This is a genomic window from Sphingobacterium daejeonense (assembly GCF_901472535.1).
Classification (GTDB): Bacteria; Bacteroidota; Bacteroidia; order Sphingobacteriales; family Sphingobacteriaceae; genus Sphingobacterium; species Sphingobacterium daejeonense.
In genome coordinates this window covers 3,156,043-3,177,190 of the sequence record NZ_LR590470.1, presented here as the reverse complement: position 1 = coordinate 3,177,190, position 21,148 = coordinate 3,156,043, and the positions used below count along the sequence as shown (strand labels likewise).

Below are 21,148 nucleotides of genomic sequence, written 5' to 3'. Positions count from 1 at the left end.
AAAATTTTTTTAACACGCTTCTTGCCCATTTCAAATAAATTTATATTTTTAATGTTAATCATAAAAAAACCATTAAAAATCATTAATTATGAAAAAGTTAATTTAATTTTCACGCTATTTTCAGTAGCTTGTTCTAAAAATGATCCCATTCAGATATCGGAACAAAAGGTAGAGTCTGTAAATTCAAAATTTAAAAAGTCAAATGTCCCAATAGGTTCCCAAAATGGAACAGCAAAATTAATTCCAAGCACCACTCCAGGACAATGGATTACTCAATCATCATATGCTGGACATATGATAGAATTTTCCGATTTAAAATTTAGATCTGATGGTTTACCATATGCAAGAATGACTCGTGCATTCCCTACAGGTTTGCCTAACCAACCCGCTAATATGTTAATTGGACATGAAGGTAATTTAGATTACAACGTTTTTACATTTTCAGTTTATGAATGTAAAAACTCGTGGGAAAAAATAAATATCTCTGAAAATGAAAGTATCAAATCACTAGAAATTAAAGACTATAAAGGAAGTGTTTTTATAGTATCTTCAGATGGGTTTTCAACTAATTCAACAATTTCTAATGAAATAAGTGAATTACACAATAGGCGAAACAATTCTCATTACAGATTTAAAAATTTAACGATTTATTGTAATCCTAAACCTACTTTAGTTCATTTGAAATTAATTGCAAAGAAAGAAAATGATGAAATTGTTTACTACGTAACTTGGATTGGGGATCCAACGCCACCCATATTAACCACTGGACCTGTTGAATAATATTTCTTGTAGAAACTTAATAATTTAGTTCAAATTTTAATATTTTCAATCATAGCGTCCTAAAGAGGAAAAAAATGGAGATATAGCATTCCATGCTATATCTCCATTTTTTTTCTTCTTTTAGTAGTCTGCTATTATGGATTATTTGAATTATCATTTAAAGGATTATAACAACCTTGAAATTCTTCAAAAGTTCGAGCTTATTAAAAAAGAAAACAATAAGGAAAATGTAATGGAAAGTATCGATAATTAATGAAATTAATAATCATTTTGCATGAAAAATATTGATATTCAGAATTTTGTGGTAAAAATACAAAAAGAATATTTAGACTTTCACTAAAATCATGCCGCCCGCCCTGTTTCGAAAATGCAGTTGCAGTGCCTGGAACGGTCGAAGAAATATGACAAGCCTTTATAAAAACAGCCTTAATGATATAATTAAGGCTGTTTTTACTTGATAGTGGCTTTTAAATGGACCTCTTTAATTAAATCCACCCACTAACTACTGAATCTTTCCTGGTTTACCCAGATACCCTGTCCTTTAAATGGCCTACAACGGATAGTACTTTCGTCTATCAACATAATACCATGGATGCAATTAGAGATAGGTTCATTGAGAATACTTTACGTGATGAAGGCAATAGGTTTATCAAGAACCAAGGTGTTGCCATTAAAACAGCAACCAAGTCCAGAACAGGCAACCTGATTAGAAATAGAAAAGCTCTGGTTTCAGGAACTGGTGCCAATGCAAAGCTTCATATTGATGTTCCTTCTTATGCTCGATTCCTTGATATCCGAAGTAAATTCAAAAGGAGCAGGCGCGGTCAGTCCAAAAGGTCTTCAGGCAAGGGTTTGAGGATATACAACCGTTTTGTCATGGGCCACTACTATGGATTAGCTGAACGACTTCAGTTCGGATATACCCAAGAAACCATTGACCTTATTCGCAGTAAATGGGAAGGAGGTTTCAATGGCTAAAAAATTAAAATCAGAAACACTTGCTCTTGATATTATCGTCAATGCTAACCAGGCTCAGAAGGAAATAAATGACCTGGGAAGAGATATTACAGATGCTTCATTTAAGATAAAAGAATTAAAGGAACAGCAGGCACTATTGGCAAAGGAAGGCAAGAAAGATTCGGATGCATATAGAGAACTTTCCAAAGAAATCAGGGAGAACCAAAAGGTTGTTAAGAATTTAAAAGGAGAGCAAGACAAACTTATCAATAACCTATCGCTTGAACAAAAGACTATTACCCAATTGCAGCGACAGCTCACGGACCTGCGTAGACTTAGGTCAAACAGTATTCCGGGTTCTGAACAGTTCAAACAATACAGTGATCAGATTGAAATTGTATCATCAAGACTTCATGAATTACAAGTAGGAACACAATTGACTGGTAATTCCATGGAAAGGTTGTCTGGCAGATTCAAAGGATGGATTGCAACAGCTACTGCAACAGCTGCATCCTTTGCTGCAATAACTATGGGCATCAAAAAAGCTGTCACAGAATACGCTTCTTTCGATGATCTATTGGTTGATGTCATGAAAACCACGAATCTCAGCAAAGATGCAGTCAAGGAACTCAATGAAGAATTAGCGGAAATCGATACAAGAACCTCACAAGAGGATCTCCTTGGTTTGTCCAGAATAGCTGGTAAACTAGGGTATGACGAAATTTCGGAGATCACCGAGTTTTGTCCGAGCCAACAACCAAATCATTGTTTCATTGAATGAAGATCTTGGAGGCAATGTAGAAGAAACTGTAAATAAAATCGGAAAGCTAGTCGACATATTCAAGCTCAAGGATCTATACAGCACAGAAGAAGCATTCTTAAAAGTTGGTTCCGCTCTCAACGAATTGGGAATGGCTTCAACCGCCAATGAAGGGTATATGGTTGAGTTTGCCCGGAGGATGGCAGGTGTAGCTCCATTGGCAAAAGTTTCCATTGACCAGATTCTCGGTCTAGGTGCTGCTCTTGATCAGCTCGGACAGACTGAGGAGGTTTCCTCAACAGCATTGTCAAAACTCTTTTTAAAACTTGCGTCTGAAGCCGAAACCTACAGCAAGTACGCAGGCATGAAGATAACCGATTTCAAGGACCTCCTTGAAAAGGATTTTATGGGGGCTTTTACCAAAGTACTGCAGGGAGTCAGAAACAATGCAAATGGCATTAATGAATTGGCAGCCACACTTGGAGACCTTGGAGAAGATGGAGGACGTGTAATAGGAGTAATTGGTTCACTTGCAAATAACGTTGATGTACTGACATCATCAATGAATCTTGCAAATACTGCGATGGTTGAAGGCACATCAATAACTGATGAATATAACCTCAAAAATGAATCAGCAGCTGCTCAATTGGAAAAGGCCCAAAAGCAGGTGAAGGCATTATGGATAGAACTTGGTGAAAAGTTATGGCCCGTTATGACATCTGGCCTTGGTCTTTTTCAGATTTTGATCAAGTCATTGAGCAGCTTTATTTCATTTATAGCTGAAAATTGGAAGGCAATTACATTATTAACTGTAGCTATTACCACTTATACTGTTGCTATCAATGCAAATATAATAGCTCAATATGCTTCAGCTAAAGCTACCGGGATTGCAACTATAGCAACTAGGTTGTGGAATGCTGCCTTGGCAGCAAACCCAATAGGATTGTTAATAGCTGCTGTGGCTACACTGACAACGGCTCTTTATCTAAAAACAAAACGCCTGTCAGATGCTGCAAATGCTCAAAAGACCCTCAATGACCTGATGTTAGAAGGCAAAAAAACTGTGGCCGGTGAAACTGCTATGATTGAACAGAACATAGCTATTGCGTTGGACAAAGCTAATGCCGATAATATTAGGTTGACAGCTGTAAGAAAGTTGCGTGAAATAATGCCAGATGTCCTAAAAGACTACTCCAATGAGCAGATTATGGCAGGCCAGGCAAAAAAAGCTATTGAAGAACATACCCAAGCGCTGGTTAAACAGGCAGCAATCAGGGCTGCTCAAGGTAAATTGGAAAAACTTGCTCAACAGAAATTAGAGGAACAAGATCGTAAAGACCGAGGATTTTCTGGAGCTTCTATTGGTGAAAGGTTTGAGGCAATGAATTCAACCACCTTTTTTTCGGGGAATTGGGCAAAAGCTTATTCAGACCATGTTGACAATAACATTAAAACCATAGAATCCCAAGAAATGAAAGTCGCGAAGTTCGTTTCTGAACTAGAAGGTAAGCTATTGAATGCTGTAAAGGTTAAAACAGACAATCCGAGTTCTGATGATAATGGCAAGGGTAATAGTGTTTTATCTGGAGGGATTTCAAAAGAATCAGATCGAAGAAAAGCATTTCAGAAAGAATTGGAAGATGCTGAAAAGCATTACCAGGAATTGCTCAAGCAAAAAGGATTATTTCGGGAAGATCTATCCGAACTTGATAAGGATCAATTAGCCGAACTTTCAAAATATCAAGACCAATATCAGAGTAAACTGGATTCAATAAATACCAAATATGGTGAAAGCCTAAAATCTGTAACCAACACTGCAAATGAGGAACTGAAGAAAAGAGCGAAGGCTGAAGAAAATTACATTGATTCCATTCTCATAAAAAGGCAGACAGAAGCTGAGGCAGAAAGGTCAGCATACGATGATCGGTTAAAAAAAGCTGGACTGTTTGGTATCGAACGTGAATCGATGACCGAAAGGCAACTCAATGTCCTGGAAATCCTTGAAAGGGAACACAAGTCCAATATTGCTAAAATTGATGCTGATGCGATTGCAAAGGAAATTGATGCAAGGATTACCAACAATAAGGATGTAATAACAGACCTCAGGATAAGGCACATGGAGGAGCTGAGCGAAATTAAGACGCTCGCACAGGCTAAAGAATATCTTTCGGCTAATCTTTTCGAAAAAGAGCTATCACAGTTCAGAACATTGGGACAGGCAAGAAAATTCATCCAGAATCAACAGATGATGGAAGAACAGGAAATCCTAAAGAAGCAATTAAAGGAGCTTACCGACACCTTGATCAATGCCCAGAACACAGGAACATTTGAAGGCATCACTCTTTCAGACAAGATTCTATCAGATGATGAAAAGAAAGTTCTTGTAGAACGTATCAGGCAGCTGAAAGAAGAACTTGCCAAACTTACGGGTCAGGATAAAGCAGATGAACTGGAGAAGTTTGATAGAGATAAGGTTGATATTCTGGGAATGTCAACAGGGGATTGGGAAACTCTTTTCGAAAATGTCGGAGGTATACGGGAAAAAATACTTCAAGTGATGGATGTTCTTGGCGCTGCAGGACAAGTTTGGAGCCAATACAATGCAATGGTAACGGCCAAGGAAAATGCACAGCTTCAAAAAGACGAGTCTGCAAACAACAAAAAGAAACAAAACCTAAAAAAACGCCTTGACGATGGCCTGATCTCTCAAGATGAATATAACAAGCAGTCTGAAAAGCTTGACAAGCAGATGGAAAAGAAAAAAGCCATCGTTGCCCGTGATCAAGCAAAACGGGAAAAGAACGTTGCCTTGATGACTGCGATCGTCAATACAGCAAAAGGTATAACCTCAGCATTTCCAAATCCTTTTTTGATGGCTCTTATAGCTGCTGTAGGTGCCATTCAAATCGGTACCATCACAGCGACTCCTCTTCCGGAAATTCCAGGAGCCGAAACAGGAGGTAATTTCTTGGATGTGATCCGGTCACAAGATGGTAAAAAGTTCAGGGCAAAGTCCGATCCGAACAGAAGAGGTTTTGTTTCCAGTCCTACGGTTTTGGTCGGAGAAAAGGGAAAAGAATGGGTTGCAAACAATGACACTGTTGAAAATCCTCATATAAAACCCCTGTTGGATGTTTTGGATACAGCTCAGCGTAACGGTACAATAAATACCATGACATTGAGCGATGTCATCGCAAACTCCATGTCAAATCGTGTTTCTGGAAGGCAATTAGGCGGTACGATCGCTGGTTCAACATCAAATCCCAGATCAGGTGCCGGCAATAGCAATTCTATTGAGGTCATGCTCAAGAAAAACATTGAAACCCTCCAAGCACTTGATGCTCGCATAGCCAATATGGAAGTGTCGGTTTCTCTATTGGGCAAGAACGGATTTGTTGAAAAAATGGAAGAATTAAATAACCTTAAAAATAACGGCAGCTTTTAACCATGTTAGAAATAATTGTTTCAGGGATCAGCCTAGATCTTCCCAAAGATATTCAGATTGCCATTACTGTGGAGAACCCATTGATGCTGGAAGATAGGATCCCTGCACCATATTCATTGAACTTTGATCTCCCACCTACTCCAAAGAACAAGCATGCATTTGGTTATCCGGATAGGCTCGGTGGTTATGGTGTTTTCAATAATCTGAGCAAAAAAGAGAAACCTTGCATCATCAGGTTTCAGGGAATCAACATATTGACTGGCCATGTTATTTTCCTTCAATTTCTGACCAATATCAAATTGCAGTTCATAGGCGTTGACTACAATGAATTCCTTAGGGCTCCAATGAACACATTGGACCTGGGCAGAAAATATTTTGCTGGGGACTTTGACGATGTTGATTTTCGGGACTCGAACAATTTTGCATGGAACTATGCCCGTTGGGCTGAAGAGCTAGCTAGTGGTTCCCGGACAGACATGATTGCTGCACCCATTGCAATGGTGAGCGAAAACATGCCATTTTCAAGGTTTATGGAGGAATACAGTAAATATCAACAGCCTGAACCCTGGACTGACAATTGGCTGTTTAAGTCAAAAATGCCTTTCGAAGCCCAGGATATGGAATACATCAATCAGTATAATCCCTATAATGGTTCATTTATCTTGGAACCTGAAGAAAACCTGGAACAGGGAAGAAGGGTTTACAGGAGCCATGCTTCAATCTTCCCACAATTCAGGGTAGGTTATTTGTTTGACGTGATATTTAGCTCCATTCTTCTCAACAATCCTTTCACGGATGGATACCTTTACAACCTGGTGATGCCGACCTATTATTTCAGTACATGGAAACAGCGATTGAATGAAGATGTATCAACTGATTATAATGCCAAGAACAATTTTCCGCCAATGGTCTCTAATCCAAGGCCGTCTCCTGCAAACCCGTATCCGGATGTGCCGTTTGTCGAGTTGAGCGATTTCCTGCCGAATGTTGCATCAAGCGATTTTGTAAAGACGATCCTGAAACTGTTCTGTATGACCATGGCTCCGAGCAATGGAAAATTGGTGATCAAATCTTCCTCACAGATAATCGCTGGCCTTCCACAAAAAGACTGGTCCGACAAAGTATCTTCTGAAATTGATGTGAAGTTCGAATTGGGAAAACAGTATTTCTATGGATACAGCTCTGGCAAACGTGAGAATGTGGCGATTTCGGATGCAGTCCATAAAACCTCTATCAAAGAAATGATGGAAACACCTTATACTGTTGATGATCAGGGATATTATGAGCAGAAGTTCTTGATCCAGAACCAGGTGTTTTTCAGGACCGTCCAGAAAAAAGATGATGTTAAGTTCCCTTTGATGCGAGTAACCGAATATCAGGATTCTTATTCCATCCTTGATAATGGATTCAATTCCTTTAAGGAAAAAGGGGAGAACAGTGTTTTTGACATGACTTCTTCAGCAATTCCTTTGCCTCAATATCCGGGGATATTCTTCAGAAAGATAGACAACTACTTTGAAGAGGACGATGTCCATTCCAGCCAAATGAAAAGGTGGGTGGTGGCAGGATTCAATGGCATTGATAGAAATGTCAGGCCATCCGAGATATATCTTGCCTTCAACAGGGGACACCAGCTGGTAAACGGTGAAACGGACAAATATTACCCATCAATTGGTTCAAACCTTGAGGCAGGCACTTCGGGGCCAACGGTCCTTGAGTGGGACGGTCAATATGGACTCTTCAATACATACCATAAACGATATGCCGAATGGATTGCAAAGGAAAAGGTTACGCTCAACCTCAACGTCCGATTGAATCCGGTCGAACTCAAGAACCTGGATATCCTTGAAAAGATCCACATCAGAGGAAGGAACTTCTTTATCAAAAAAATGCAGTACACGATAGGGCTTAACAGTATTTCCTTGATCAATATTGACTTTCTCGAAGCATAGTGCATGTCCTTTAATTAATTACCGAACCAAACTAATTTCACATCATGTTTTTGAAGCTGTTCCAACCAATTTTTGATGCCCTGAACAAGAATATGAAGATGGCCCTATTGGCCATCCTTTTGGCAGCTCTATTGACATGGGGAGGAACCGGTGAATATAGGCTGAGAAAATTTGAGGCCAATTGCCAGGAGGAAGAAAGAAGAAGGGAAATCAAGAATGATTCGATAATTGCCCTCAAGGACAAGCAATTGGATGACGTAAGGAACAGGTTGTTCGATTATGTGATGCGTGATAAGGAAACCCAGACAAATGATTCGCTGATCAGAAAAGCAACTAATAGAGAAATAAACAAAGTTATGCCATGAACAAGACCACTTTTATACTGAGCCTTTTATTGATAGTAGCTATCGTAATTGGCTTTATATTCTATAGGATGTACAATGAGAAAGAATCTGAACATCGAACCCTCAAGGAACAGTATCAAAATGCCATAAAACAGAATGGAGCGGTTCCATTGAATGCTATCGACACTGTTTTTCTTTCGGACAGTTCAAAGGTTACCTATGTCTACAATTCAATAAAGACTACCGAACCGATTGACGGTTATGTGAGCAAAGGTCTTGCAGACACATTGGCCGTTGCTCTAAAAGTAGCCACTAAGGAAATAGATAGGCTTTCGTCGATGTTGGTGAGTGCAAACGGAAAGGGAAAGGGTGAGCGAATAGTTGATACGGTCAAGCAAACTGAATGGCTGGTGATGACGCCCGATCCGGTATTTGATGTTAAGGTCAATCTCAAGAATGATTCGATTTATCCGTCCGCAAAGATCCGGTTGTCCCAAGCAAATGCACCATACCGTAAGAATATTTTTTCAAGGTTCGAATATCGCACTGCTATAATGGCCCATGATCCGCGGATCAAGATCTCTGAAGTTTATAATGTCAATAGAGTGCCCAGATCCCCAAGATGGGGAGTGGGTGTGACAATGGGACCGGTCATTACTCCCAAGGGAATTACTTGGGGTGCTAGTTTGGGTTTGTCGTACGACATCATTCAATTCTGATATGCTGGATATTGTTCAAATGCCACAGCCAATAAATTATTCACAGAGTGTTCCTGATCTGAAGTTCACTACAGAAGGCACGTCCGTTCAGTTGACATTGCAATTGAACTGGGTGAACATCGTAATAGAAAATTATGATGCTCCACCTACCGGTACCGTGATGACAATAAAACTGAAGGAACTTATTGAGAATTTCATGACCTATTCTTTACCTGTATTTGCCCAGGATATTACCGTACATGAAGAGGGTGTAAAGAACTTCAAGTTCATTCTTGATGATGTTGGGTCAGCCGAAATGTGGGATTTTAAAGTTATCAAAGGATATTTAAGACCTCAACCTTTCGACCTTGCTTCCTATCTAAGAGACTTCTGGCTGAATCTTGTTCCAAAGCATTCTGAGGTCTATTTTCATCAACCACTTTACCTAACGGCACTGCCTCCAGCAGACGTTACTGTAAAAATTACGGCAAAGATGGTTGACGGCTCGGACAAAACAATTTCAGTAGGTCAGATGGTCGCAGGCAAGCTACAATCGGTAAACCTGAATCCTGGAAAGATGGTCCAGTTGCTAGGTGGAAAATACATTTATTTTGAAGCTTATACTGTTGATAGTTCTGATTCTATAGTTACTGGACTTAAGAGGTTCTATTTCCGAGACCACTATGAATTCAATTCTGATGTATTTTTCTATCAAAATCGCCTAGGTGGTTGGGATACTCTGGTATTGAACGGACAACGGATAAACCGTCACCAAAACACAGCCTCTACAGCTGTTTTTGATGAACGGGAATTCGAATATCAGAATGACCTGAGATTTGAGATCGAAAAGGATTCTGGTTTCATATCAACAGAGGAACAGTACAAACAATATGTGGATTTTTTGTTCAGTCGGAACAAATATTACCTGTTTGAGGGGTCACTGATCCCCATAGTAACGAGCGAAAACAAAACAGATCATACGAAAGGAAAGTTGAACAGCTACACTTTTATTTTTAGACCTTCCAATACCAAACAGGTTAATCCGGAGATCGGAAGTGTCCCTACTCATTTAATCATTACCTAAACTAATTAACAATATGGATTCGAATTTAAATCAACTTGCTCCAATAACTGATTTTGACAAAGCATATATTTTGGCTCAACAGTCTCATGAAATGGGCTTCAGAGGCACAACTTTTCCTGAGATGTACATTTGGTTGAAAGGGAAGCTGGACTTAACAGGATTGTCCAATACTGCGGGATTACCTGAAGAGTTTCCATTACCTGGATCTACTTTAGTAGCAGCAAACCCTCAAGATTGGACTATTTTAGGACCAGGTATTTATAATAAAGTGATTTCTGGTACAATTACTATTGCAAATGATGAATTTGGTTTTGGACAATTTGATGGGACAGATTTTAATAGGGTATTAAAAATAAAATTACCAACAGCCCCTCCAGTTACTAAGCCTGATATACAGCTGTACGCCTATACTAAAGACCAATATGTTACCCAAAAATTGGTAGATGGTGCATCAGCCCCAACTATAAGGATTAACGACATAGATGTAACAGATTCTAATTTGAAGTTGGAAATGATCAAAAAGCTAGACCAATCCATTAAGTCGTTGAGAGTTTTTGGATTGCCAGAAGGGAAGTACATGGTAGTTCGACAAATGACATTTGACCCAAATGGTAATTTTTCCTTCGGTATAGCAATGGTTGATAACGAGAAGGATGATTTCAATACCAATGCAATGACAAGTATTGGCTTCTTCGCAGGGTCATTTGATTATTCAAAACCATTCAGAGCGGATTTTGCTCAAAGGTATTCAACAGTATCATATATTGGATTATTTGATATGGCTCCATTTGCTGGGCAAAAAGTATCTTTTAATTTTAGGAATTCCACGGGCATGCAATCATATAAAACAAGTGGACTGAAGTTTTCAGGAGTAAACTTTATACCCTACAAATCTATTTGGGGAATGAAATACGATCTGAGAAATTCAAATTCACCCTATTATCCGGAATCTTTCTATTTACATGAGGCTATAAAGAGGTGGAGCATAACTTCAAAAGAAAAGGCTCTAGTGCGTCTACAAGGAATAAATTACAATGCTTCCAATTCAATGTATCAGTTCATAATCTCAACATGCGCTGATGATGAACCCAATAATCTAATAGTAAATGATTCAAGGAACAAATTTGGGTTTTTAAGGATAAATGTCGACAAAGGAGCTATCGGTCTGAAGAGGGTAAAATCATTCAGCTTAACCGCAAAAATCGATATTGAAATCGATGCCATTATTGACATTAGTTCCTTTACTCCTTATTTAAAAGATTTGGAAACCTATAACCTTAACATTGATGGGTCTACATCTTTAAATGCTCATTGGATCGTAGAGCCTAATTCTACAAATAGCGGAGGAAGTGAAGTATTGAACAGTTTGTCATTAATTGAAGGTCAGGAGGACTTCGATAGCTTAAATTTTAGGTTCACTGCTGCCAGTAATTGGGCGTATGACAGCAGTTATAACATGTCGAAAATTATTAGAATTCCTGATGGTACAGACAGTTTGGAATTCAGCATGCAGTTTAATGGCACTGATACCAACGCCCTAATTTTAGATGAAGATATGAAATTGATTTCCAAGGCATATAACGGAACATCTGTCATAAATTCTCTTACAATTGCTCCACCGCCTTTTTCAAAGTTCATCTTATTGTCAACCAGCACTTCAAAAGATGCTGCAAAATTAATGGCCAAAGGAACATTTGTAATTGACAAGAGTATTAAAGAATATAGGTCACTTCATGAAGGATTATGTGATAAATTCAGTGGTCTATATTTTATTGTGAATGGATTGACCTTTAAAAAGAGGTTTGAAGGTCTTTGTACATTAAATCAATACGATATAGTTTCAAGTGATTACCTGGACGACATACCAGAGTTTGAAAAAGATGGTGGTTTCATTATACCATCTAACATACTTCACACAGATGGTTTGAATACCTACACGGGTGGATCGTTGTGCTGCATTAAAGATGGAGTAATGTATTTCTACAATGCCAAGGCTTGTGCTGTGTTTAAATCGCTGGATTATGGACAGACATTTCAAACCATAGTGGATAAATATAGCCATCCTGATGCATGGGATACCCAAGATGTGAACAGCGAAGGACGAAGTGTTATAGTCGTGTTGGATGACGGTGAGCTTTTGATTCCGATTAGGCATCGAGGGGAAATATTTTATCAAGATGATCAGGTAACCAGAAAAGAAAGGTTTTATGTATTGTACCGAACGATCAATAATCAAACTGACTTAGTGAAATGCTTCACTTTTAGTCATGAAGACACGATCAGAGACTGGTTGCCTGAGGGAAACTCTCAACGTAATTGGGCAAACCATTCTGGCGGTGCCATGTTAGGAGATTTCACCCATTATGTATATAAAAATATAGTACTGGTGACCGAATATGGCGCAGGTACTTCCAATTATTGGCAACATCAGGGTATTTCTAATAATGCTAGGGGTATATCAGGACGTGCATGGGTGTCATTTGACCATGGTAAAGCTGGAACTTGGAAGAAATGCTTTGACGCTGATAGAAAGAAATCAGGTTTATCCGAAGAGGATGATAATTGGTATTATTTTACAAATTATTATGCTGGGAAAATGCGCCATATGCACGGATGTCATATTGATGAAGTAAATGGTATTGCTCACTTAACAAATGGAGATTATCAAGACTATGATTGGAACATTTCACTATCTGATTTAAAGTCATGGTATGATTCTGCACCCTCGATTGATCCAAATGAAAAGCCCAGCTTCAAAACTACTGATACATTCCCAAACTGGAAAGCAGAACTATTGTCTCCTGGAGAGGGTAATTCTAACTATGGATATAGTGCAATGAAATATCAAATGATGCAAGGTTTTTCATATGGGAAGAAAACAGATAGAAGGAACTGGACAATTTGGGTTCATGATGCGAGTAGGGAATTTATCTACGCAAGTTATTATGACATCAATGGAAAATATGTATTTGAGCCAATACTACCTTTAGAAAAACAGGGTGACTTTGCTACAATCCAAGAATATGTAAACTCATTTGTCAGTACTGATGGATTCGGTCAGCATTTGATAAAACATAAAGGAACTTATTATATCCCTATGTCAAACGGAGGCAACAGACCTTCAAGGGTTATTGCTACTCGCGATGGGTTTAGGACTAAAGTAGTATATGAAGGAGAAAATGAGGACATAAAATTTGCTGGAAAAATCATGTTTGATGATCATGACAATGCATATCTATCTAATGGAATGTTGGGACAGGACAGTACACAGGCTGGATTTTGGAAGTTGAAGCTTAAATCTGCATAAATGTTTATCTCCATATATCATATAAGATATAAGATTTCCTCTATTAAATTCAAAAATGAAACAAAACCTGAAAAGTTAAGCTTAAATAAAATGAATGATAATGAGATAACTAGCTTGAAAAAAAATGGTTTCAAAAAAAGGTCAAAGACTAGATATTTTAAATATGGTTTAGAATCCAGCTATTTTGTAATTTATAAATGTAAAAATAATTTACAAATAGAAATTGATGGACTTAAAATAATTTCAAAACCCTTAACTTTAAACGAGGCATTTGAAATTTATAGGTTATTATATGGTGTTAAAGAATACTGGTAAAGAATATGAGAAGATTATTTATAATATTTATAAAGATCTTGATTCGAGTTCAACAATTACATTAAATGATAGGATTTATGATCACGCAGCTAAAATTAAAAGAGAGATAGATATTTCGATTAAATTTGAGAAACATGGGATAAATTTCTTAACTGTAATCCAAGTCAAGGACTATTCGAAAAAAGCTGGTCCCGGAATTGTTGAGGAGTTTAATGGGGTAATAAATGATATTAAAGCAAATAAAGGTATTTTAATATGTAGTTCAGGTTTTACGCAATCCGCCATTGAAAAAGCAAAAACCTATTCAATTGAAACTTTAACTGTCCACAGTGCTGCAAAAAAAAATTGGGCCACATTATTAGAAATCAAATTTAAAGGAATTAAAAATTTTTTTTACTGCCATTTAGATTATATCCCTGATTATAATCCTGATCCATTTTTGTATAGCCTTGCTGTTGCTCCATGGGATAAAACTATAGTAGTTAATTCAAATAACGAAATAATCTCAATTTTTACTATCATTCAAGAAGACCTTTTAAACAATACACCCTGGGAGGAAATTATTACAGGACAATTTTATAAAATCAAATTAAGTAATAAAGGTTTATATAGCTTTATTGATGGTAATTTATATCCTATAATTTCTGGAGGTATAATTATCAGATTTGAAAAATCGGTTCCCGTATTAAAATATCTATCGTTAGACGATTATATTTTATTTGTAAATCATGGAAATAATTCAGAGACAATACGTAAAGGTATTTTAGATGTAGGTAAGCTTCAAAAAGAAATTTTTAATTCTAATATTGATTCTATAAATTCTATTGATGAGATTGACACAACCGGAGAAATTACATTTACTTCTCTTTGTTTAAGTAGCATCGGTGAGTATTCTAATTTTCGAACCAATTTTGATATTGGATTTTCTGGAAGCTTGGTTGCTGGTAATATTGGGAATACACCATTCATATCTTCAATTTCAAATAAATCTTTTCAGCAATTTAAACTACAGCAATTTTTGGATGAAAATAAAAAACTATAATTTTATTTTCTTCACTTTCCACAACCCTTCAAAATCTCCTTGAATTTGAAGGGTTTTTTCATAATTATCCTCATCATCTACATGTGCATATTTTTCCGTAGTTGCAATCTTGGAATGTCCCAATAACTTTTTCAATAAATAAATATCACCTACATACTTCATGATCAGATAACCAAAAGTATGTCTTGCAACATGGGATGTAATTACCTTATCAATTTTTGCAAAACCAGCAAGATCCTTTAAGCTTCGATTATATTCCTGCATTGTCGGAAGTTCAAAAAGACTACCTCCAGTTCCATAGATAAAAACTTTGGCAATCGGGATCAGGGGAATTGTGATGGTCTTTGGCTTTCTCTCCGAATTCTTCTGCATCGTGAATTTCATAAAATTGTCTGAGTACATCCAGGAATATTTTGAATTATAAAGGTCCGATATCCGGATTCCCGAAAAGCAGCAAAAAAGAAACGCCTTCAATACATTGTATTGAGTAGGATTCAAAACGTCTTCATCCATCTGCTGAATCATTCTAACAATTTCAGCTTTGTTAAGATATGTTGATTCGCTTTCTTGATATGGATTTGGAAAGTCAATTACATCCTGTGGGACATATACCTGTATTTCATCTTTGGCAATTGCGAAAAATGCTTTTAGGTCCTTGATCCTGGTCCATACCGTATTGTGGCTGATCAGTTCTCCATTCGATTTTATTCTTTTTTAAGCCAAGCCCTGAATTCATACATGAACTTAATGTTGACCTGATCCCATCTCAGCTTTGGATTGAAGTCCTCAAGTGCTGTAATAGTTGATCCATAGTTTTTCCAGGTTTGCTCAGAGATAGCTTTCAATTTTAGAAGTTCACGCCTGCGTTTCATAAAATAACCTATTACGGACTTTGTCGTATCAAAGTAGAACAGCTCTCTTTTGAGATTTTCGGTGGTAAGGTGTCTTCCCGATAATCTATAAAGTTTTGCAATCTCATTGAGCCTTGAACGCTCAGTCATAATGATGAGATTATAGTCATTAAAGTCATGGTCTTTCTTAGTTCTTGGCTTTAATAAAGATTGCTCAAAGTCAATTAGTTCTAATGGCCATTCCAGGTTTAATGGAAAATAGTCGCGGTCCAAATTTCCTGGAGTGGAAATATTGACCTGGATGTTGATGGATACATTGCCGTTTTTTTTCAGACGGTGCTTGTAAGCATGGATTTTAGTTGAAAACTTGAACATGATTCTGGGTGAATGATAAATACCTGCCATCTCAAAAAATCATGTTAACACCAATGTTAGCAAAATCTTGAGAAAGCGTTAATAAATCACCCGTGTCAAAGGTTGGATTATGCGCTCCAAAGTTGGTTTTTAAACAAATAAAGCGGATGTCTGTGACGCCCGCTTTATTGTCAGTACCCAGGGCCGGGATCGAACCGGCACGAATTGCTTCATTGGTGTTTGAGACCAACGCGTCTACCAATTCCGCCACCTGGGGCTTATTCCCTTTGGAACGATGCAAATATAGGGCTTATCATTAATTCTGCAAAAATAATTTTATCCTAAGCCCTAAACTGACTGATTTAGAACTTATTTATTTTTAAAATACCCCCTTCAAAGGCCATTTTTCTCTCTATGCCTTATCTGCCAACACCGCCAAAAATCCTGTCGCCAGTAAACCAATAAAACTTAAAATATAAAGTCCCAGCATTACTATTGCCATAATTCCGATGAATTTATAATGTCTTTTCAAAAATTGGAATGATGTAGTCAATTGATCATTGTTTCTAGTATTCAGTGCTGATGTAAGGTTAGTGCCAAATTTATAGAGCCACCAAATGGGAGCTATGTAAAGAGCAATAATTATGATTGCAGTTATTAATAGAGGAAACATAGCAACAGCATTAAATCCATTTCCATAGGCTGTAGATGCCCCAATAGAATACAAAAAGAAGAAAACTACCATTATTAAATAAAAACCCATTCCGATTAAACCTAGAATAGAAAGAAATTTCGCCCATTTAGCAGTTTCTCTCAGAAACTCCCCACTCATCGGTGTGATGACAAGGTCTCTGTCGTAAATGCTTGGGTTGCTACTTGGGTTTGGTTGGTAGGGGGAGTTGGGGTTGATTTCGTTGTTTTCCATAATATAAATGTTTAGAGGTTATTCCTTTTTTTAAAAGTTCAACGGTGATTTTAGTATATGTAATTTAGCAATAATAATTTGAATGAGTTAAATAATTTATCGTGGTCTCTGCTTTACTTAAATGAAATAAGAAGAAATGTTGCGTGAAAATTGTTAAAATTTATTTGAGTTGGCTTGTTTTTTGTAATTTAAAGGGAGATAAACCATTTTTAATTATGATGAGAGTAATGATTTTAGCCTTTGTGCTGTTGATTTCCAAAGAGATAAGTGCTCAAGATATAGATTTGAATACCGTTCGTAATGATTTCAACAAGGGCGTTAAAGACGAAGAATTATGTAAAAAGCATCTGGAAGTTCTTGAGAAAAAAGCAGATTCTCCTGTAGAGCGAGGTTATGCTGCAGCATACCATATGTTTATGGCAAAGCATACTTCAAATCCATTCAAAAAGATGAGTTATTTTAAAGATGGAAAGAATAAATTGGAAAAAGAACTCAAGGCAAATCCAAACAATGTTGAGCTGCGGTTCATACGTTTGAGCATTCAGTATCATATCCCAAAATATTTAGGGTACCATCATGAAATTGAAAAAAGACAAGGATTTTGTTATGAATAACCTCCACAAACTCAACGATAAATACACGAAAGATAAAATTTATAAATATTTAAAGGGTGCTAATATGTATACTGCCGATGAATTAGCGTTATTAGGTAGGTAAATATTTATATTAGCGATATGAAGATAAAGTACATTTTATTAATTGCAGTTACATTTTTGGTGCATACAGTGGGATGCACAGATTAAGCAAACCATCAATGAATTTTCAGTTTTAGAAGTGACAGATAGGCTGTGGGTGAGTATTGTTCCCAGTGATCGCCATGAAATCGAAATTAAGGGAGATTTAGCTGATAAGGTTGAAGCAGTATATTCCCAAGGACAGTTGAGATTGAAAATGAAGGGTGGTTATATAATGCAGGGTGATCAAGCCAATGTTGTGGTTTATACACCTTCAGTATCCAAGATCATAGCAAAAAAGGGCTCGGAAGTGAATGTTGAGGAGTCGGCGATAGAGGAGGAGGCAATGAGTTTTACGGCTTCCGAAGGGGCTAAGATCAGAGCGTTGATCAATGCTGTGGGAGTTGATGCAACGGTGAATACTGGGGCTTCAATTGATTTATTGGGCTCAGCAACCAAGTTAAATGTCAGAACCACCCGCCGGTGCAAACTTTTATGGTAAGGACCTGAAAACTGATATAGTCCATGTAAGGGTGAATGCTGGGGGGAAAACAGAGGTTTATGCGACTGAGTCTGCAGATGTAGAAACCAGAGCTGGTGGAACTATAGATGTATATGGAAATCCAACCAACAAAAGAGATAAAAAAATTGCTGGTGGAAGGATAACTTTCCACAAATAATAAGCAATCTTATGACGGGAAAGCAAGCATAAAAATGCTTGCTTTCTTTTTTGATGCAATAAGTTAACATTTCCTCTAATAAAATAGCTATTGATTTGTTAACTTTGCGCCATGTCAGAAAAAATTATCATTCTCGATTTTGGATCGCAATATACTCAGTTAATTGCGCGTCGCGTTAGGGAACTAAATGTATACTGTGAAATTCACCCATTCAACAACCTTCCAGAATTTGATGGAACCGTAAAAGGTGTGATTTTTTCAGGAAGTCCTTATTCCGTTCGTCAAGAAGACGCCCCTCAGATTGACTTCAAATCTATTCAGGAGAAATTCCCACTTTTAGGGGTTTGTTATGGTGCTCAATATATTGCCCAACATTCTGGTGGGGAAGTATTGCCGTCGGAAATTAGAGAATACGGACGTGCGAATTTGCAATTTGTAGACCAAGAGAATGATCTGTTGAAAGGCATACCTACACAATCGCAAGTATGGATGTCGCACGGTGATACCATAAAACAAGTCCCAGATAATTTTAAAATTATTGCAAGTACGGACAAAGTTCGTGTCGCAGCATACCAAATCGAAGGAACCAATACTTACGGAATTCAATTCCACCCTGAAGTTACTCACAGTACTGATGGACAAGTATTGTTAAAGAATTTTGTGATTGACATTTGTGGTTGTACTCAAGACTGGACAGCGGATGCTTTCGTAGAAACAACTGTTGCTGAACTTAAGGAACAATTAGGTAACGACCATGTTATCATGGCTTTATCCGGTGGAGTAGATTCTACAGTTGCTGCGGTTTTATTACATCATGCAATTGGCGATAAACTACATTGTTTCTTTGTAGACCATGGATTATTACGTAAAGATGAATACGAGCAGGTATTGGCATCTTACCAAAACATGGGATTGAATATTAAAGGTGTAAATGCAAAAGACCTATTTTATTCAAGATTGGCAGGTGTATCGGAACCAGAACAAAAGAGAAAGATTATAGGTGCTTCATTTATTGATGTATTTGATGAAGCAGCAAAAGAAATACAAAAAGAATTGCCAGATGGTTTAGAGGCAAAATGGTTGGGACAAGGAACTATTTATCCGGATATTATTGAATCTATTTCGGTGAAGGGTCCTTCTGCTACTATTAAGTCTCACCATAACGTTGGTGGTCTGCCAGACTATATGAAATTAAAGGTTATTGAGCCTTTAAAGACTTTATTTAAGGATGAGGTACGCCGCGTTGGTAAGTCATTAGAGGTTGATCCAGCTATCTTAGGAAGACACCCTTTCCCAGGTCCTGGATTAGCAATTAGAATTTTAGGCGATATTACTGAAGAAAAGGTACGGATTTTGCAAGAAGCTGATGACATTTACATTCGCAACCTGAAAGAATCAGGTTGGTATGATAAAGTATGGCAAGCAGGAACTATTTTCTTGCCGGTTCAATCAGTCGGAGTGATGGGTGATGAACGTACCTATGAACACGTAGTCGCACTAAGAGCAGTAGGATCCCTTGATGGGATGACAGCTGATTGGATTCATTTGCCATATGATTTGTTAGCTAAAATTTCAAACGAGATTATTAATCATGTCAAAGGAATCAATAGAGTCGTATATGATATCAGTTCAAAACCACCAGCAACCATTGAGTGGGAATAAGTTGAAAAATATTTACAGAGGAACACTTGCAGCTCTTTGTTTAGGCGCTGTTCTAACGGTTAGTTCATGTTCACCAAAAACTACAGGTGGGGTCTTAAAAAACCCTAACGTTTATGGTAATAAAGGAAACGAAGCCGAAAAGAATAAAACCGAAGAAGAGAAAAAAGAAGAATCGAAAAAAGAAGAAGCAGTAAAAGCAGACCAATCGAAAAGTATTGCCTTGCTTTTACCTTTTCAACTGAATATGATCTCCAATCAAAACGTAGTAGAAGCAGATGTTAAGCGTTCAGCATTAGCATTGGACTTCTACCAAGGTTTCCAATTGGGGGTTAATGAAGCTGCCAAGAAACCTGGTGATTTCAATATCAAGGTAATGGATACCCAAGATAATGAGATGAAAAATCTTTCCATCGCAGGATCCAAAGAAATTGAAGATGCCAGCCTCATCGTAGGACCTGTATATCCTAAAGAAATTAGATCATTCGCTAAAGGAAATAAAAACACAAAAGTATTACAGGTAAGTCCTTTGGCTGCAACCATGCCAACAGAATTCAATATCTCAAATTTAGTGTCATTGACGCCACCAATACGCATCCATATGCGTACAATCGTGGCTGAAATGATGAACCGTTATATGGATGGTGATGTAATAATAGTATTTGATGCTAGAGATAATGATCACCGTAATTTTATAGCAGGGTTTGATGAAGAAGTTAAAAAAATCAACCCAAATGCTAAAATTGTCCATGTAACTTCTGCTTCACAGTTGCAATCCGCAATTCCTGATGAAGGTACGGCATTGGTGGTCAGCGGAACTACAGAGAGAACACAACTTAGATCTTTAGTTAATGCATTGGACAATAAAGTAGGAAGCGGTTATTCAGTGCGTCTATATGGCCATCCACTTTGGTCTCGTATTGATTTCAAACCATATGATAATTTCTACCGTATGGATCCAACTATTACTTCAGAAAGCCATCTAAAAGTATGGAGTTCTGATGTTCAGAATTTCCAGAGAAACTATAAGTCAACTTTCAAAATAGACCCTTCTGATTATGCTTACAAAGGATACGATGCGGGTAAATATTTCGCTAACCTACTGAACAAATACGGACCGGAATATGCTGAGAAGGTAGTTGATGAAAAATATTCTGGAATTTTCAGTGATTATCAATTCAATTATAATCCGACTTGGGGATATGTGAACCAAGCCGTAAAAGTAAGAACCTACCGTAACGGTTCTTTTCAATAACATACT

General features: G+C 37.4%; 19 protein-coding genes and 1 tRNA gene. 16 read left to right on the top strand and 4 right to left on the bottom strand.

Annotated features, from left to right (window positions below):
- Positions 1-51: 51 nt before the first annotated feature.
- The 11 genes from FGL31_RS15390 to FGL31_RS15340 all read left to right on the top strand — a co-directional run bounded on the left by FGL31_RS15390 (position 52) and on the right by FGL31_RS15340 (position 14,684).
- Positions 52-780 (top strand): hypothetical protein, encoded by a 729-nt coding sequence (locus tag FGL31_RS15390; RefSeq protein ID WP_138092695.1) that lies wholly within the window; start codon positions 52-54, stop codon positions 778-780.
- Between the two features lie 588 nt (positions 781-1,368).
- Positions 1,369-1,758 carry a hypothetical protein gene (locus tag FGL31_RS15385; RefSeq protein WP_138092693.1) on the top strand — a complete coding sequence of 130 codons (390 nt, stop codon included), beginning with the start codon at positions 1,369-1,371 and terminating at the stop codon, positions 1,756-1,758.
- Positions 1,751-2,518, top strand: a complete 768-nt coding sequence (locus FGL31_RS15380; protein WP_138092691.1) for a coiled-coil domain-containing protein — start codon at positions 1,751-1,753, stop codon at positions 2,516-2,518. Before FGL31_RS15385 ends, FGL31_RS15380 begins: the two co-directional genes overlap by 8 nt.
- Positions 2,451-5,942, top strand: coding sequence for a phage tail tape measure protein (locus FGL31_RS15375; protein WP_138092689.1), 3,492 nt, complete (start codon positions 2,451-2,453; stop codon positions 5,940-5,942). Before FGL31_RS15380 ends, FGL31_RS15375 begins: the two co-directional genes overlap by 68 nt.
- 2 nt (positions 5,943-5,944) lie before the next feature.
- On the top strand, positions 5,945-7,894 hold the full coding sequence (locus FGL31_RS15370; protein WP_138092687.1) for a hypothetical protein: 1,950 nt from the start codon (positions 5,945-5,947) through the stop codon (positions 7,892-7,894).
- Between the two features lie 44 nt (positions 7,895-7,938).
- Positions 7,939-8,259 (top strand): hypothetical protein, encoded by a 321-nt coding sequence (locus FGL31_RS15365; RefSeq protein WP_138092685.1) that lies wholly within the window; start codon positions 7,939-7,941, stop codon positions 8,257-8,259.
- On the top strand, positions 8,256-8,957 hold the full coding sequence (locus FGL31_RS15360; protein WP_138092683.1) for a DUF6808 domain-containing protein: 702 nt from the start codon (positions 8,256-8,258) through the stop codon (positions 8,955-8,957). Before FGL31_RS15365 ends, FGL31_RS15360 begins: the two co-directional genes overlap by 4 nt.
- Position 8,958: 1 nt before the next feature.
- The gene (locus FGL31_RS15355) at positions 8,959-10,020 is read left to right on the top strand and encodes a hypothetical protein (RefSeq protein ID WP_138092681.1); all 1,062 of its coding nucleotides are present in this window, start codon (positions 8,959-8,961) and stop codon (positions 10,018-10,020) included.
- A gap of 13 nt (positions 10,021-10,033) precedes the next feature.
- The gene (locus FGL31_RS15350; protein WP_138092679.1) at positions 10,034-13,327 is read left to right on the top strand and encodes a hypothetical protein; all 3,294 of its coding nucleotides are present in this window, start codon (positions 10,034-10,036) and stop codon (positions 13,325-13,327) included.
- Positions 13,328-13,642 carry a hypothetical protein gene (locus FGL31_RS15345; RefSeq protein ID WP_138092677.1) on the top strand — a complete coding sequence of 105 codons (315 nt, stop codon included), beginning with the start codon at positions 13,328-13,330 and terminating at the stop codon, positions 13,640-13,642.
- Positions 13,599-14,684: a restriction endonuclease gene (locus FGL31_RS15340; protein WP_171017695.1), complete on the top strand. Its 1,086-nt coding sequence runs from the start codon at positions 13,599-13,601 to the stop codon at positions 14,682-14,684. Before FGL31_RS15345 ends, FGL31_RS15340 begins: the two co-directional genes overlap by 44 nt.
- On the opposite strand, the gene FGL31_RS15335 is transcribed toward FGL31_RS15340, so the two are convergent.
- The 4 genes from FGL31_RS15335 to FGL31_RS15320 form a co-directional block, all read right to left on the bottom strand.
- Entirely contained in the window at positions 14,679-15,275 is a 597-nt protein-coding gene (locus FGL31_RS15335; RefSeq protein WP_262709253.1) for a site-specific integrase, read from the bottom strand. The genes FGL31_RS15340 and FGL31_RS15335 overlap by 6 nt on opposite strands.
- Before the next feature lie 113 nt (positions 15,276-15,388).
- Positions 15,389-15,910 (bottom strand): phage integrase SAM-like domain-containing protein, encoded by a 522-nt coding sequence (locus FGL31_RS15330; RefSeq protein ID WP_171017694.1) that lies wholly within the window; start codon positions 15,908-15,910, stop codon positions 15,389-15,391.
- A gap of 174 nt (positions 15,911-16,084) precedes the next feature.
- Positions 16,085-16,166: transfer RNA gene (locus tag FGL31_RS15325), tRNA-Leu, on the bottom strand.
- Between the two features lie 135 nt (positions 16,167-16,301).
- Positions 16,302-16,814 (bottom strand): DUF5362 family protein, encoded by a 513-nt coding sequence (locus tag FGL31_RS15320; RefSeq protein ID WP_138092669.1) that lies wholly within the window; start codon positions 16,812-16,814, stop codon positions 16,302-16,304.
- A 215-nt stretch (positions 16,815-17,029) separates the two neighbouring features.
- Between FGL31_RS15320 and FGL31_RS15315 the strand changes: the two genes are divergently transcribed.
- The 5 genes from FGL31_RS15315 to FGL31_RS15295 all read left to right on the top strand — a co-directional run bounded on the left by FGL31_RS15315 (position 17,030) and on the right by FGL31_RS15295 (position 21,142).
- Positions 17,030-17,428, top strand: coding sequence for a hypothetical protein (locus tag FGL31_RS15315; RefSeq protein WP_232046810.1), 399 nt, complete (start codon positions 17,030-17,032; stop codon positions 17,426-17,428).
- 145 nt (positions 17,429-17,573) lie between these two features.
- The gene (locus FGL31_RS15310) at positions 17,574-18,050 is read left to right on the top strand and encodes a GIN domain-containing protein (RefSeq protein ID WP_138092667.1); all 477 of its coding nucleotides are present in this window, start codon (positions 17,574-17,576) and stop codon (positions 18,048-18,050) included.
- Complete coding sequence (locus FGL31_RS15305) at positions 18,013-18,228, top strand: GIN domain-containing protein (RefSeq protein WP_138092665.1); 216 nt, start codon at positions 18,013-18,015, stop codon at positions 18,226-18,228. The genes FGL31_RS15310 and FGL31_RS15305 overlap by 38 nt, the downstream gene beginning before the upstream one ends.
- A gap of 111 nt (positions 18,229-18,339) precedes the next feature.
- Positions 18,340-19,890, top strand: coding sequence for a glutamine-hydrolyzing GMP synthase (guaA, locus tag FGL31_RS15300; RefSeq protein WP_138092663.1), 1,551 nt, complete (start codon positions 18,340-18,342; stop codon positions 19,888-19,890).
- Positions 19,877-21,142, top strand: coding sequence for an ABC transporter substrate-binding protein (locus tag FGL31_RS15295; protein WP_232046809.1), 1,266 nt, complete (start codon positions 19,877-19,879; stop codon positions 21,140-21,142). Before guaA ends, FGL31_RS15295 begins: the two co-directional genes overlap by 14 nt.
- Positions 21,143-21,148: the final 6 nt, after the last annotated feature.